At 44.0% G+C, this 15,238-nt stretch carries 11 protein-coding genes and 1 pseudogene; 10 read left to right on the top strand and 2 right to left on the bottom strand.

Annotated elements, in window-relative coordinates; all coding sequences use genetic code 11:
• The first annotated feature begins 18 nt into the window (after nucleotides 1–18).
• The 10 genes and pseudogenes from GPK81_RS04680 (at nucleotide 19) to GPK81_RS04635 (ending at nucleotide 11,995) form a co-directional block, all read left to right on the top strand.
• Nucleotides 19–2,142 carry a heavy metal translocating P-type ATPase gene (locus GPK81_RS04680; protein WP_215706617.1) on the top strand — a complete coding sequence of 708 codons (2,124 nt, stop codon included), beginning with the start codon at nucleotides 19–21 and terminating at the stop codon, nucleotides 2,140–2,142.
• Between the two features lie 16 nt (nucleotides 2,143–2,158).
• Nucleotides 2,159–2,677, top strand: coding sequence for a DUF6921 family protein (locus GPK81_RS04675; protein WP_008703789.1), 519 nt, complete (start codon nucleotides 2,159–2,161; stop codon nucleotides 2,675–2,677).
• Nucleotides 2,678–2,687: 10 nt separating this feature from the next.
• Entirely contained in the window at nucleotides 2,688–3,227 is a 540-nt protein-coding gene (locus GPK81_RS04670) for a hypothetical protein (protein ID WP_009203875.1), read from the top strand.
• Nucleotides 3,224–4,768 carry an FAD-binding protein gene (locus GPK81_RS04665; protein WP_215706616.1) on the top strand — a complete coding sequence of 515 codons (1,545 nt, stop codon included), beginning with the start codon at nucleotides 3,224–3,226 and terminating at the stop codon, nucleotides 4,766–4,768. The genes GPK81_RS04670 and GPK81_RS04665 overlap by 4 nt, the downstream gene beginning before the upstream one ends.
• Complete coding sequence (locus tag GPK81_RS04660; protein WP_330384935.1) at nucleotides 4,765–5,478, top strand: succinate dehydrogenase/fumarate reductase iron-sulfur subunit; 714 nt, start codon at nucleotides 4,765–4,767, stop codon at nucleotides 5,476–5,478. The genes GPK81_RS04665 and GPK81_RS04660 overlap by 4 nt, the downstream gene beginning before the upstream one ends.
• Before the next feature lie 464 nt (nucleotides 5,479–5,942).
• Nucleotides 5,943–6,263, top strand: a complete 321-nt coding sequence (locus tag GPK81_RS04655) for a DUF6508 domain-containing protein (protein WP_044960788.1) — start codon at nucleotides 5,943–5,945, stop codon at nucleotides 6,261–6,263.
• Between the two features lie 4 nt (nucleotides 6,264–6,267).
• A complete protein-coding gene (locus GPK81_RS04650) occupies nucleotides 6,268–6,498 on the top strand; it encodes a hypothetical protein (RefSeq protein ID WP_021650484.1) in 231 nt (76 codons plus the stop codon).
• A 148-nt stretch (nucleotides 6,499–6,646) separates the two neighbouring features.
• Nucleotides 6,647–6,808 (top strand): hypothetical protein, encoded by a 162-nt coding sequence (locus GPK81_RS04645; RefSeq protein WP_173733182.1) that lies wholly within the window; start codon nucleotides 6,647–6,649, stop codon nucleotides 6,806–6,808.
• 181 nt (nucleotides 6,809–6,989) lie between these two features.
• Nucleotides 6,990–8,704: pseudogene (locus GPK81_RS18655) on the top strand (recombinase family protein).
• Nucleotides 8,705–8,734: 30 nt separating this feature from the next.
• On the top strand, nucleotides 8,735–11,995 hold the full coding sequence (locus GPK81_RS04635) for a response regulator (protein WP_215706615.1): 3,261 nt from the start codon (nucleotides 8,735–8,737) through the stop codon (nucleotides 11,993–11,995).
• A 116-nt stretch (nucleotides 11,996–12,111) separates the two neighbouring features.
• Here GPK81_RS04635 and eutJ read toward each other — a convergent pair whose 3' ends face one another.
• Nucleotides 12,112–12,936, bottom strand: coding sequence for an ethanolamine utilization protein EutJ (gene eutJ, locus GPK81_RS04630; protein ID WP_021976796.1), 825 nt, complete (start codon nucleotides 12,934–12,936; stop codon nucleotides 12,112–12,114).
• A 59-nt stretch (nucleotides 12,937–12,995) separates the two neighbouring features.
• Nucleotides 12,996–15,128 (bottom strand): glycogen debranching protein, encoded by a 2,133-nt coding sequence (locus tag GPK81_RS04625; RefSeq protein WP_215706614.1) that lies wholly within the window; start codon nucleotides 15,126–15,128, stop codon nucleotides 12,996–12,998.
• Nucleotides 15,129–15,238: the final 110 nt, after the last annotated feature.

Below are 15,238 nucleotides of genomic sequence, written 5' to 3'. Positions count from 1 at the left end.
AATTACAAGGAGGTCATTATGAAACGAATATTTTTATTAAAAGGCTTGGACTGTCCGAACTGCTCCGCAAAAATTGAAAAAGAAGTCGGAGAATTGGATGGAGTACAATCCTCAGTTGTAAATTTGATGAAGCAGACGCTGACAATCAATGTTGCTCCAGTTGCCGCAAATACAATAGCCAGTCAGATTGAAACGATTGTCCACAGCCATGAGCCAGATGTAGAAGTTTCCGAAATTGCACAGGAATACTATATACCTGCAAAAAAACAGGATACCAATACATCCTATAACAATGAGGACAAGAAGTTGACGATTCGTTTAGCGATTGGCGCAGCAATCTATGGTATTGGTATGGCATTGACAGTTTTTGCGAAAGTGCCACTGCCTGTCGAGTTAGTTTTTCTCATTGTCTCCTATATTATTCTTGGCGGGGATGTTGTATGGCAAGCTGTGAGGAATATTTCAAAGGGACGTGTGTTTGATGAACATTTCCTGATGAGCGTTTCTACGATTGGTGCTTTTGTCATTGGTGAATATCCGGAAGCAGTTGCTGTTATGCTGTTCTATCAAGTTGGTGAATTTTTCCAGTCATTGGCTGTTGAGCGTTCCAGAAAATCTATATCAGATTTAATGGATATACGTCCGGATTGTGCTACAGTCAGAAGGAACGGAGAATTGATTACCATATCTCCTGAAAGTGTTGCCATTGGCGAGATTATTATTGTAAAGCCTGGTGAAAAAATCCCATTAGACGGTGTGGTATTGGATGGAGATTCTATGCTGGATACGAGGGCTTTAACTGGAGAATCGGTTCCGAGAAGCGTTCATAAAGGAGACGAAGCACTTTCCGGTTGTATGAATCAGACGGGTGTTTTAACGATTAAGACAACGAAAGCATTTGGTGAATCTACTGCTTCAAAGATTATTGATCTTGTGGAGAATGCGTCCAGTAGAAAAGCACCAACAGAAAATTTCATTACTACATTTGCACGTTATTACACTCCTGTTGTTGTAATCTTAGCAGCTATTCTGGCAATTCTGCCACCGATCCTTCTTGGTGGAGGTTGGACAGAGTGGATTCGCAGAGGATTTGTTTTCCTTGTGGTATCTTGCCCATGTGCATTGGTCATTTCAATCCCGCTGACTTTCTTCGGAGGTATTGGTGCGGCATCTAAACGAGGTGTTCTTGTAAAAGGAAGTAATTATTTAGAGGCGCTTAATAATGTCAGCATTATTGTGTTCGATAAAACTGGAACACTTACAAAGGGTGTTTTCAATGTGACTGATATTCTGCCTGCAAATGGATTTTCAAAAGAACAGGTTCTGGAGTATGCGGTCCAGGCAGAGAGCTTTTCTAACCATCCTATTGCAAAATCCATTCTCTCTGCTTATGGAAAAGAAATTGACCAATCAGTTATCTCTGATTACAAGGAAATTTCCGGATATGGAATCAGTGCCATGGCAGGAAAGAAGAAAGTTTATGCTGGCAATACGAAACTTATGGATTCAGAGCATGTGGAGTACACAGCCTGTGAAAAAGTTGGTACAAAGGTTTATGTAGCAGTAGATGGTCAATATGCCGGATGCATTTTGATAACAGATGAAGTAAAGCCGGACAGCAAAAAAGCAATTTCTGATTTGAAACATATCGGTGTGGAAAAAACAGTCATGCTTACTGGTGATGATGAAAAAATCGGAAAGGCTGTTGCGGAAGAATTGCAGTTGGATGAATATTATGCACAACTGTTTCCTGATCAAAAAGTGGAAAAGGTTGAGCTTTTAGACAGTAAAAAGAGACAGGGAAGCAAATTAGCTTTTGTTGGTGATGGTATCAATGACGCTCCTGTCCTTGCTCGTGCGGATGTTGGTATCGCAATGGGTGGTCTTGGTTCAGATGCGGCCATTGAAGCTGCGGATGTGGTTCTGATGACAGATGAACCGTCTAAGCTGGTGGACGCGATTGAAGTAGCAAAAGCGACAAAACAGATTGTCATGCAGAATATAGTGATTGCTCTTGGGATTAAGAGTGTGTTCCTGATTCTTGGCGCTCTTGGTATTGCGGGAATGTGGGAAGCTGTATTTGGTGATGTAGGCGTTACCATAATTGCTGTTTTGAACGCAATGAGAATTTTGAAAAAATAGGAAATGAGGTGGAAATGTGAAACGAAAACTGATTCTGTTAGTTGTTACGATTGTTTTTCTTGTAGGTTTTGGTGTCATTTTACATTCACCGCCTTCTATGATTGATGCAGTCACAGGAGCAACACCGAAGTCAAAAAAGGCGGCTCAAGCCTCCGCACAGTTGGAAGGCTCTTATGTTCTCGGTATTAATATGATGTCAGATGGTCTCGACAACGAGAACACCCGGAATAAATTAAAAGAATTGGCACTGGACGATTCGGAAACAAATGAAACAGATCTCATGAAAACGGACATTAGTTTTCGGTTATATGTATCTGAGACGGATTATCCGCTTGTCAGTTATGCTAAGAAACTCTGTGACAGGTTGAAACAGGCCGGTTTTTCCGTAGATCTGAAAGAGTACAGTAACACAATGATGCTATCAAGAGTGGTAAGTGGAAAGTATGATGTATTCCTGGCATCGGATGATTTTATTGACGTTACAACGCTAACACAGATGGACTATATGATCATGGACAGCGAAGAAATGAGGTGAGCGGGAATTTATGAGAAAATGGAATACGATTTTGTCTGTTTTAATGCTTCTCATTTTTATGATTCATGGAATCATGGGCAGCTTTATGCTGAACGGAGTTGGAAGTAGTGCAGGGAAACTTCTTGCATGGATTGGTGTTGGTATTCTTGTTGTGCATACGGTGATTGGTGTCATCCTGACAGTTCAGAGTTTACAGACAGCGAAGCAATCAGGAAAAATGTATCTGAAACAAAACGTCATATTTTGGGCGAGACGAGCCAGTGGGATGGCAATACTGATTCTGCTGTTATTCCATATTGGCTTGTTTGGAAAGGTGCAGAATGGGACATATATTTTGTTCCCTTTTACAACTGTAAAGATGGTAACTCAGCTTTTGTTCGTAGCGGCAATCTTTGTCCATATTTTTATCAATATCCGCCCATTGCTCGTATCACTGGGAATCATCAGTTATAAAGAACGAAGGAGTGATATTTATTTGATCCTTTCGGTGCTTCTTCTTTTTATAGCGGGAGCGGTTATTTTATATTATATTGGGTGGCAATATCTATGAGTAAGACAATTATTATTATAGGTGCTGGACTGGCAGGACTTTCAGCGGCTTTGCAGGCAGCGGAAAATGGATGCAATGTAAAACTGTTTTCCTCCCTTCCGTCAGAGCGGGCACAGTCTGTTATGGCGGAGGGCGGTATCAACGCAGCTTTGAATACAAAAGATGAAAACGACAGTCCCGAAGAACATTTTACAGATACAATAAAGGCAGCATGTGGTCTGGCAGATCCAAATGCAGTTTGGGGAATGACACAGGCAGCACCGGAGCTGGTGCACTGGCTGCTAAAACTTGGAGTTAAATTTAACATGAGTGGCTATGATGATGTGGATCTGCGGAATTTTGGCGGGCAGAAAAAGAAACGGACTGCTTTTGCACAGAGCGATACCGGGAAGCAGATCATGACAGCTATGATAGACGCTGTTCGCAGGAAAGAAGCATCTGGTATGGTAGAACGGTTCAGCCATCATTCTTTCCTAACACTTCGTCTGTGTGGCAATATTTGTTGTGGCTGCGTAATCAGGGATGAATACAGTCAGGAGACTGTGGAATTACCGGGGGATGCGGTTATTGTTGCCACCGGTGGTATGCACGGATTGTTTGGAAATACAACGGGTTCGCTGAGCAATACAGGAGAAGTCACCGCAGAATTGTTCCGGCTTGGTGTTCCTCTGGCAAATGGCGAGATGATCCAGTACCATCCGACAACTGTGAAATGTGGTGGAAAACGCATGCTCATCAGCGAGGCGGCCAGAGGGGAAGGTGGCAGGTTGTTTGCCATGAAAGATGGAAAACAATGGTATTTCATGGAGGAAAAATACCCGGAGCTTGGAAATCTGATGCCACGAGATATTACCGCCAGAGAGATATGGAAGGTCAGCCATGAATCAGAGGTATTTCTTGACATGACGGAAATATCGGAGGAGATTATTTCAAATAAGCTATCTGGTCTGGCAGACGATTGTATGACCTATCTGCATAAAGATATACGAAAGGAACCGGTGTCTGTTTTACCGGGAATTCACTATTTTATGGGAGGCATTCTGGTGGATGAGCAGCACAGAACGCCGATTCAGAATCTTTACGCTGCCGGAGAATGCTGTGCCCAATATCATGGTGCCAACCGTCTTGGTGGAAATTCTCTGTTAGGAGCGTTATACGGAGGACGTGTTGCGGCAAAATCAGCATGTGAACAGGCAGATGTAGTAGATCTATCTTGTGCGACACAGATAGATTTTCCACCAACGTCTCAAATTTCAGAAATAAAGCAATTAAACAAAGTGATGCAGGATACTATGGGCGTTGTCAGAAATGAGAATACGTTGTTAAATGGGATTCGAACGGTACAAGCGCTGACAGGAAATCTTCCATTGCTTGGCATGGCAGTTCTAAAGAGTGCTCTTGCAAGAAAAGAAAGCCGTGGTGCACACTGGCGGGAGGATTATCCGAAGAGCAATGACGATGATTACTTTAAAACAACGGTAGCCAGATTTGATGGAAAGCAGATACAGATTTCCTTTGTACCTGTTCCAGAAAGGCGGTGATTCACTTGGTATATAAAATAAGAATCAGGCGGCAGGAGAGTCAGAAATCAGACAGTTATTGGCAGGAATTTGAGTTTGACGGAAGCAAAAACAGCTCTGTTGCCAATGTTCTAAAGGAATTGAACAGTAGAACCCCTTTGAAAGATAATTCAGGGAATATAGTTACTCCCATCAGCTGGGAATGTAGCTGTATGGTGCGAAAATGTGGGGCTTGCGCCATGCTGATTAACGAACGTCCGAGGCTGGCATGCTCTACATTTCTACATACGTTAAAAGGTTCTACAATCACCTTGGAACCTTTAAGCAAATTTCCGCTTGTAAGAGATTTGATCGTTGACCGGTCAATTCTGTTTGAAAATTTGAAAAAACTGAACCTTTGGCTTGAAAGTGAAGCTTATATGAATCCGTGGACACATGAACCGAGATATCAGTCGGCACGCTGTCTGATGTGTGGCTGCTGCCTTGAAGTGTGTCCTAACTTCTCTGCAAATGGGACTTTCGCAGGCGCTGTTGCTGCAGTCAACGCATTTCGGATTCTGAATGAAGAACAGGAAATAAGCCATCGGAATGAGGTTTCAACTCAATATAAGGAAAATTATTTTGAGGGATGCGGGAAATCATTAGCTTGCCATAACATTTGCCCGATTGGTCTGCCTGTCGAAGAATTGATCGTGAGGTCAAATTCGGTAGCTATTTGGGGAAGACAGTGAGTATCAAAACGCTGATTAAAAAAACATGATTAACCTACATCTATGGTTTTACCAAAAATAGAGACATATCCTTTGTTTCGGTGTGGTAGCGGTTTTATTATGGACTGGATTCCGTCAAGGATGAATTTGATGCTTCCCTGAGAGAGTATATCCAGTCGGAAGAATATGTCTCAGCAAAGCAGCAGAAGAGATATTGATCAAATTATGTCAATGTCTCTTTTTTTATGGAAGAAACAGGCTGATCAGAAATATGCAAAAGAGTAGCCTATTTTAATTATTTAACGAAAGGCGAACAGGGGTGTTCACAAGGGTGTGCACCGTTAAATTGTATCAATTTCGTAGTCGCAACGAAACCTTGCTGTTGTGGATATTACATGAATATATTTTGCGCTAGAATAATTATTGGGTATATGTTAAAATATAAAGAACATATATTCGAGTGTTTATCAAGGTGGTGTATAGCATTGACAAAGTCAGAGAAACTACGAAAAATTCAGGAAATATTGGAATTAAAGAATCCACAAGAGAATCTGTATGCAGATCTGTTAAAGACAATAGGAGATTTGAAAACAAATTATGGGGATTACATGATTACGGAGCCGATTGACTGTAATGAGGAACTGAAACGTGTTCCGGGAGCGGATTATGAACTTTGTACGGCGTTGCTGACAATGCTGCTGAGAGAAGATCATTTTTCCAATGGTTCTTTTGAACGGAGATTTGCTGACGGGCAGGTGCTTCCTGTTCTGGTGAGGATGAAGGATGTTTTGAGTGCAGGAGTGTGATTTTATGAAAGTCGGGGATACTGCATATATTGTAGAATCAAACAGGTATGTGCGAGAAGTGGAGATCCGCAGGTGTTCCGGCGGGATGTTCCTGGTACGTTTTACAGATACGGGCGGCGGAATACAGGTGAAGGCTCACAGGCTGTTTGCAACGAGGGAAGAAGCTGAAAAGAGTATTGAGAAGGCACCAGAGACAAAGAGGGTGCGTGGGAATCCGTATGACCGATGGTATTGAACGGATGATAAAGTAAATAAATGATCAGGGGAAACCTGTTGCTGTTTGCGGAGAAATCTGTGGATGGCAGCGGGTTTATTTTTTTGTCCGGAAAGTCAAAAAATCAGGGACCAGGACTCCTTGGAACAGTAGGAGGTGGTTTTTGGCTATGGGAAAAATTGAACTGATCGATACCGGCAGACTGACGGAGAAACAGGCCAGGCTAAACATGGAAAAGTGTGCAGAGTTTCTGGCAAGGATGATCCAGAAGTACGGGGATGTGGTTCTGGGGGAGATTGAGGAGAAAAATGCACAGCTGCAGGGGAAGTGATCGAGTGTGCCGGTGGTCTTTTGGGGCTGCCGGTCTTTTTGTGCTATGGAAACCGCATAGGAGAAGGTGGATTTTGGGGCAGTTTTTTTGGTCGTTCTGCGAGTTGGCGCAGACTGGTGATTCCGATATATTTTATGTACGGCAACCGTATGACGATGGGCAACCGAAATGAGGTGAAGATTTGAGAAAGAAATGTTACATATATACCCGTGTTTCTACAGCGGCTCAGACAGAGGGATACAGTCTGGAAGCACAGACAGAGCGGCTTCGGAAGTATGCGGACTATAAAGAAATGGAAGTGGTCAGGGAATACTGTGATGCAGGAAAGTCCGGAAAGAGTATTACAGGCAGACCGGAGTTTCAGCGGATGCTGCAGGACGCGTCTGAGGAACGTGACGGGGTGGCGTTTATTCTGGTGTTTAAGCTGTCACGTTTTGGAAGGAATGCAGCAGATGTTTTAAACTCCCTGCAGTTTATCCAGGATTATGGTGTGAACTTGGTCTGTGTGGAGGATGGGATTGATTCCTCTAAGGATTCCGGCAAGCTGACCATTACGGTGCTGTCGGCAGTGGCTGAGATTGAAAGGGAGAATATTCTGGTCCAGACAATGGAAGGAAGAAAGCAGAAGGCCAGAGAGGGAAAATGGAATGGCGGACAGGCTCCTTTCGGGTATGATCTGGATTCAAAGAACAGCACTCTGGTGGTGAATGAGGAAGAAGCGGAGATTGTGCGGATTATTTATGACAAGTTTGTGCATACGGATATGGGGGCAGATGCTATCTGTAATTATCTGAACCAGAGAGGTTATACGAAGAAAAAGGTCAGGGGGCATGAGCTGAACTATTTTGCCAGAGGACTGATCATGAAGATTTTGGATAATCCGGTTTATATTGGGAAGATTGCTTACGGGAAGAATGTTACGGAGAAGGTGAAGGGAACGAGGGATGAATATCGGCGTGTGAAGACTGATGATTACCTGCTGGCAGATGGACTGCATGAGGCGATTGTGGATGAAGAGACGTGGGAGGCGGCGAGAGAGAAAAGGAAGAGGACGGGGGTTAGATTTGTTAAAACTCATAGTCTGGAGCATGAACATATTTTAACTGGATTAATCAGATGTCCTCTTTGCGGCGGTGGAATGAGTGGAACTGTTCAGCGACGGCAGAATAAGAAAACTGGGGAATACAAAGATACATTTTATTACAGATGCCATCACAGAAAAAAGTTGATGGAAAGATTTGTGACTACAAGCCGATGCTGAACCAGAAAATGTTTAATGCAGAAGTAGAGGAATTTATCCGGTATATGGTTGCGGGGGATGAGTTCCGAAAGTTTGTGCAGGAGAAACTGGAAGAGAAGGTGGATGTTTCTGCTTTGGAAACTGAGAGGGAGCAGCTGCAGAAACAACTGAAACAGGTACAAGGGTCGAAACTGAAACTGATACAGATGTTGGATCGCCTGGATACTGGGGATAAGCATTATACGAGAAAATACCAGGATATGCAGGATAACCTGTATGATAAGGTGGCAGAGTTTGAGGAGGCGATGAAAGATATTGATGCTAAGATTGGGGCATCTTACGGGAAAGAAATTACGGGTAAAAAACTGTATGAATTTCTTCTGGATTTTGATATACTGTATGATAAAATGACAGATATGGAAAAGAAAGAATTTATGAATACATTTATTGAGAAGATTGAATTGAAGAATGAAACTGTTAATAATGGGACAGGTCAGGGTTCGCGCATTGAACATATTGATCTTGCGTTTCCGGTGTATTATGGAGATTGTAAAGGGACAAGAATTCGTATGCCCGAAGAAAACACAGTCGAAGTCGTCTGTCTCCTGGAAAACCGCAGAACCCGTCCGGGGAAACGAAACAGCGGGAGAGTTTGACAAAAAATACGATATTATCGAGGAAAAAGTATGAATAAGAGCAGGAGAACTTTATGCAGACATGTGGGGCTGGCATTATGTCTGCTGATGATCTTTACAGTACTTCCGGTTCCTGTGGCTGCTTCGGAAACGAAGACAGATACAGAATCGAAAACAGTCAGGGTAGGTTGGTATCCGGATTCCTATCATATTACCGGTGAAAATGGTGAACGAAGCGGATATGGTTATGAATACGAACAGGCAGTTGCCGCCTATACAGGCTGGAATTACGAATATATAAAAGGCGACTGGGGAGAGCTTGTGGAAAAGCTCCAAAATGGCGAGATCGACCTGATGGCTGCACTTTCCTATACCGATGAACGTGCTGAGACGATGCTGTTCTCAGATCTCCCCATGGGAAAAGAAAAATATTATCTGTATGCAGATCTTACAAATACGGATATTTCTCCGTCAGATCTTTCTACCCTGAATGGCAAAAGGATCGCGGTAATGGAAGAGAGCGTACAGGGAACTCAGTTTCGCGAATGGGAAGAAAAGCAGAATATAAAGACACAGCATTTGGATGTGGACAGCTTTGAACGGGCGAAAAAAATGGCCGGGAATCGGGAGATTGACGGAGTGATATCTACAGAGACTCCTGCCTGGGTTGAAGCCGGAATGTCAGCGGTTGTGACGATCGGTGGCTCTGATATTTATTATGGCATCAGCAAAGACCGTCCGGATCTGAAAGAAGAACTGGATGCAGCCATGCGTTCCATGGAGTATGATAAACCATTTTACGACGATGAACTTTACCAGAGATATCTTTCTGCACAGTCTGTTGCCGTCCTTTCCAGTGAAGAAAAGGAATGGCTGGAACAGCACGGTGAGATAGGTGTGGGATTTCTGAATAACGACCAGAGTTTCAGTACTTTTGACAAAGAAAGTGGTGAAATGACGGGTGTGATCAACGATTATATTAAATATGCAGTGGACTGTCTGGGAAACAGCAGCCTGAAGTTTAATATAGAAGGCTTTGACTCCCAGGAAGAACTGATCCAGGCATTAAAAGACGGCAGGATCGACATGATCTTTCATACCAGCCAGAACCCTTATGCTGCAGAACAAAATGACATGGCCCTGTCCAATACGGTCCTTGTTTCCAGTCTGGCAGCAGTGACCGGTAAAAGATCCTTTGATGAAAATGAAGAAAACAGCGTTGCTATACCGAAAAGTGATCTGAATTTAAAATGGTTTATTTCCTATAATTATCCGACATGGAAAATTATGGAGTATGATTCCTTTGAGGATGCAAGAAAAGCCGTACAGGATAAAAAGGCAGACTGTTTTCTTTCCAGTTCAGGCCGGGCGACAGAGTATGTCAATGACAAAAAGCTTTACAGTGTTTTTCTGACACAGCCGGACAATATATCCTTTGCAGTCAGCCGGGGAAATTCCGTTCTTCTGTCGATCATGAATAAGACTTTGAAGTCTATGCCTACATCCAAACTTACAGGTGCACTGTCTGCCTACGATAATGCTTCCCGGAAAGTTACTCTGCTGGATTTCATAAAGGAGAATCTGTTGGCGGTGGCAACTGTGTTTATCTGTGTATTTCTGGCAGTATTGCTGGTGATCCTTGGTATCCTGCAGAAAGCCAGGAGCGCAGAGACAAAAGCCAAAAAGGCAGCCAGACAGTCTTATGAACTGAACCAGAAGCTGAAAGAGAGCCATCATGAACTGGAAACTGCCCTGATGCATGCGGAAAGTGCAAACTCTGCAAAAACTACATTTTTGAATAATATGTCCCATGATATCCGAACACCTATGAATGCTATCATTGGTTTTACATCCCTTGCTGCTTCTCATGTGGACAATAAGGAGAAGGTAAAAGAATACCTTTCCAAAATATCAACCTCCAGTGAACATCTGCTTTCGCTGATCAATGATATCCTGGATATGAGCAGGATTGAGAGCGGAAAGGTAAAGATCAATGAGAATCCGCTGCATCTTCCGGAGCTGCTCCACGACATACGTACTATCGTGCAGCCCAATATTACTTCCAAGCAGCTGGATTTTCTGATCGATACCGTAGATGTAAAAAATGAAGATATCATTGCGGACAAATTGAGGCTGACGCAGATCCTGCTGAACATTCTGAGTAATGGTATCAAATTTAACAGGACCGGTGGAACGATCAGTTTAAGGATCCGGCAGCTGAAATCTGCACCGACAGGATATGGAAACTATCAGTTTATTATCCGGGATACCGGAATCGGCATGAAGCCGGAGTTTCAGGAACATATATTTGAATCTTTTACCAGAGAAGAAACCTCAACGGTAAGCGGGATCCAGGGAACCGGCCTTGGAATGGCAATCACCAAGAATATTGTAGATATGATGGGAGGTACCATCACAGTAAAAAGTGAAGAGGGACAGGGTAGTGAATTTACGGTAAATCTGACCTTTAAATTATGTGGCGAAGCAAAAAGCTACGAAAAGATCGAACAGCTTCAGGGTCTTAAAGTTCTGGTCGCAGACGATGATACAGATACCTGTCTCAGCATTTCCGGCATGCTGACAGAAATAGGTATGCGGTCAGAATGGACGGTTTCCGGGAAGGAAGCGGTGATCCGGGCAAAGCATTCCATGGAAATGGGTGATGAATTTTACGCATATATCATTGACTGGCTGATGCCGGATATGAACGGAATTGAAACGGTAAGACGTATCCGACGGGTTATCGGGGACAGCAGCCCGATCATCATACTGACTGCATATGACTGGTCAGATATAGAAGAGGAAGCAAAAGAAGCAGGTGTAACTGCCTTCTGCGAAAAGCCACTGTTTATGTCGCAGCTACGCGAATTGCTTACAAATCCTGTTCCGAAAACAAAAGAACCGGAAAAAAGGGAATGGATTTACAATGGAAAAAGAATTCTTCTGGTAGAGGACAACGAACTGAATCAGGAGATCGCACAGACCATTTTGGAAGATGCAGGCTTTATGGTCGAGACAGCCAATGATGGTGTGGAAGCAGTCAAAAAAATGGAACAGGCGGTTCCGGGACAGTATGATCTGATCCTGATGGACATCCAGATGCCTGTTATGAATGGCTATGAAGCTGCAAAACAGATTCGTTCATTAAAAAACAGAGAAACAGCGTCTGTACCGATTGTTGCAATGACGGCAAATGCGTTTGAGGAAGACAGAGAAAAATCTTACGAAGCCGGTATGAATGGATATCTGGCAAAACCTGTCAGTGCGGAAGCTTTGATCAATACGATTGATAAGATTATGAAAGATAACTGACAGAACATTAACCGATATGTATATAAATGAATGTAAAAACTGACCAGGGGCCTGTTATACAGCCTTCTGGTCAGTTTTTACATACAAAGCAGAGAGATGATCATTTTAGGAATCAATCATATTTTGGGCAGTTCACAGTGATATGCGATGCCAAGGGGTGTAACGAGAAGAGGATGTACAGGTCTGTACACAGGAAGTTTCAGTTTCTTCTCAAAAACGGTTGTAAATTCTTTAAACATGGAAGATCCGCCTACAACGTAAACAGCCGGAACCTGATAACCATGGAGAAATTTTTCGGTAATAACAGCCATTTTTTCAACGGTTGCCTTGATTACAGGAAAAATTTCATCTTCTTTTTCCGGAGTGGTCTTTAAAATTTCCGCTTCCTCATAAGGGATTTTATAGTGTCCGGCCACAGTCATGGTCATATGGCTGCCTCCGGTAGCCTCATCGTCTGTGTAAATGACTTTGCCATCTTTCAGGATACTGATGCCGGTTGTACCGCCGCCCACATCTACAACGGCGCCGTCTGTAATTTTGAGGACAGCAGCGGCAGCGGTAGGCTCGTCTACGATATTGGTAACCTCAAAACCTGCACCTTCCAGGACATAACCGATGCTTTTGACACTGCCTTCCGAAACACCAGGAGGGATGGCAGCTGCACCGTAGGTAAGTTCTGTGCCAAGCTTTTCTTCCAGTTCATTTTTAAGCTTTGTTACAAGCTGGACGGATTCGTAATAATTAACGATCACACCATCCTGAATGGCATGGGACGGTGCGGAAATTCCGGCGATGGGACGGTTGTTCCGGTCAACGACAGCAAGAACGGTGTTGGCAGTACCAAGGTCAATGCCCGTTTTCAGACGGCCGCGGAATTTTTTGCATTCACCGGTTTCCACAAGTTCTGCGAAATTGGACAAAGTTCTGTTTTTTAATTCCATTCAAAATACTCCATTTCTTTCGGACAAGGACAAAAAAGATTTTGTCCCTGATATGAATTTTAATAATTACGACCGGTAAAGATGGCAACGGATCTGGGCCGCATGCAGAAATCGTGCTCAATACGTGGCTCCTGGCTTTCTTCATAGAAATAACGGCCATCTCCGTCCCCAAATGTGTTGACACAGAGATACCATGCACCAGGGCGTGCAAGTTCCGGAAGCGTAACCGTTACATCTTCCCAGTATGCGTTGATAACGATGTAGATCAGGTCATCGGCGCCTTTGCTCTTATCATAACCTGCAAAGCTTACGGCGAAGGTGTGGGCATCTCTTGGGATGGTCACATCCCTTGCATCAATGTTATGGGTGTGTATGTTTTCCATACCGCATACTGCGTTTGGAAGCTTGCGGGAGATGACAGGGTGGTCTTTTCGGAACTGGATCATATATTTGAAAAATTCGAAAAGATCGTGATTTTTCTCCAGAAGATTCCAGTTGATCCAGGAAGTTTCGTTATCCTGGCAGTAGGTGTTGTTGTTTCCGTGTTTGGTGTTTCCGAATTCGTCACCTGCAAGGAACATCGGGGTTCCGCGGCTGGACATCAGTACCGCGCAGGCGTTTCGGATCATGCGGAAGCGGAGGGAAAGGACTTCCGGATTGGTGGAATCACCCTCTTCTCCACAGTTCCAGCTGCGGTTGTCGTTGGAACCATCTGTGTTGTTCCAGCCGTTTGCCTCGTTGTGTTTCTCGTTGTAGGAATAGAGATCGTACATGGTGAATCCGTCGTGACAGGTGAGGAAATTGACGCAGGAATTGTATCCTGCATAGTTGTCATTGTGATCGGAATAAAAACCGCCATACAGGTCACCGGAACCGGAAATGCTCCATGCAGCGTCCCAGGCGTTCCAGAAATCTCCCTTCAGGAAAGAACGGAGGCAGTCACGGTAACGGCCGTTCCACTCAGCCCATCTGCGGCTGGCAGGGAAAGAACCAACCTGATACAGTCCGCCGGCATCCCAGGCCTCTGCGATCAGCTTGACATTTCGAAGAACCGGATCGTAAGCAAGAAGTTCCAGAAGTGGCGGGTTGTTAAGAGGGGAACCGTCCTCATGACGTCCCAGGATACTTGCAAGGTCGAAACGGAAACCATCCACGCGGTAGTTGATGGTCCAGTAACGTAAACACTCCAGGATCATCTGACGCACGATCGGATGATTACAGTTCAGAGTGTTTCCACATCCGCTGAAATTGTAGTAATTTCCTTCCGGAGTCAGCATATAATAAACTTTATTGTCAAATCCTTTAAAGCAGAAAGTTTTTCCAAGTTCATTTCCTTCGGCAGTGTGGTTGAATACGACATCAAGAATTACTTCGATTCCATTTTCGTGGAGCTCACGGATCAGTTCCTTCAGTTCGGTTCCCTCACAGTTATGTTCTGCCTTGGAAGCATAGCTGGTGTTTGGGGAAAAGAAGTTAACGGAATTGTATCCCCAGTATTCCAGAAGACGCTTGCCGTTTACGGTACGGGCATTCATGTTCTCGTCGAACTCGAAGATAGGCATCAGCTCCACCGCATTGATTCCCAGTTCTTTGAGGTAAGGAATCTTTTCACGAAGACCGGCAAAAGTTCCCGGGTGTGTGACACCGGAAGAAGCGTCCTGTGTAAATCCGCGGACATGAAGTTCGTAGATGATCAGGTCACTGATCTTACGGGTGGACTGAGGCATGTCTTCCCAGTCGAAAGAATCGCGTACCACACGGGCGTGATAGCTTCCAATCTTCTGCTGTCCCCATTCGCGCTGACCGGCAACGGCTTTGGCATAAGGATCAAGAAGAACTTTTGTCTTATCGAAGATATGGCCTTTTTCCGGTTCATAAGGACCGTCGATGCGGTAGCCGTATTCCAGGTCTTCGATGTCCAGTCCCATGACGATCATGGAATAGACATCACCGATACGACAGGCATTGGGAAAAGGAAGAACTGCGAAAGGCTCCTCTTCTCCGGAGTGGAAAAGAAGAAGCTCGCAGGATGTACCGTGACGGGTATGTGTGGTAAAGTTGACTCCGTTGGAAAGGGGAGTAGCGCCATTTAATTCAAAAAAACCGGGACGTACAGGAAATCCCGCGATAATATCTGTGGGCCGGGATGTCAGTGTATTCTCAGAAAGCATAGTCTGATTCTGTGTTTTCATTTCCGGTATCCTCCTTGGTAGAATTTTTTATAAACAAAAAATATTATAACTGATTTTCAGAAAAAAGTACAGGCTGGTAACCTATGAAGTTCACGGGAGTTGACAGAGAT

This window comes from Blautia sp. MCC283 (assembly GCF_018785565.1).
Taxonomy (GTDB): Bacteria; Bacillota; Clostridia; order Lachnospirales; family Lachnospiraceae; genus Blautia_A.
Note: the sequence above shows the minus strand (reverse complement) of the source record. Positions and strands in the feature narration are given on the sequence as shown.

Coding starts and splice junctions, on each gene's coding strand:
- GPK81_RS04670 (WP_009203875.1), top strand. CDS start 2,688: ATGAGAAAATGGAATACGATTTTGTCTGTTTTAATGCTTCTCATTTTT.
- GPK81_RS04650 (WP_021650484.1), top strand. CDS start 6,268: ATGAAAGTCGGGGATACTGCATATATTGTAGAATCAAACAGGTATGTG.
- GPK81_RS04645 (WP_173733182.1), top strand. CDS start 6,647: ATGGGAAAAATTGAACTGATCGATACCGGCAGACTGACGGAGAAACAG.
- GPK81_RS04665 (WP_215706616.1), top strand. CDS start 3,224: ATGAGTAAGACAATTATTATTATAGGTGCTGGACTGGCAGGACTTTCA.
- GPK81_RS04680 (WP_215706617.1), top strand. CDS start 19: ATGAAACGAATATTTTTATTAAAAGGCTTGGACTGTCCGAACTGCTCC.
- GPK81_RS04635 (WP_215706615.1), top strand. CDS start 8,735: ATGAATAAGAGCAGGAGAACTTTATGCAGACATGTGGGGCTGGCATTA.
- eutJ (WP_021976796.1), bottom strand. CDS start 12,936: ATGGAATTAAAAAACAGAACTTTGTCCAATTTCGCAGAACTTGTGGAA.
- GPK81_RS04625 (WP_215706614.1), bottom strand. CDS start 15,128: ATGAAAACACAGAATCAGACTATGCTTTCTGAGAATACACTGACATCC.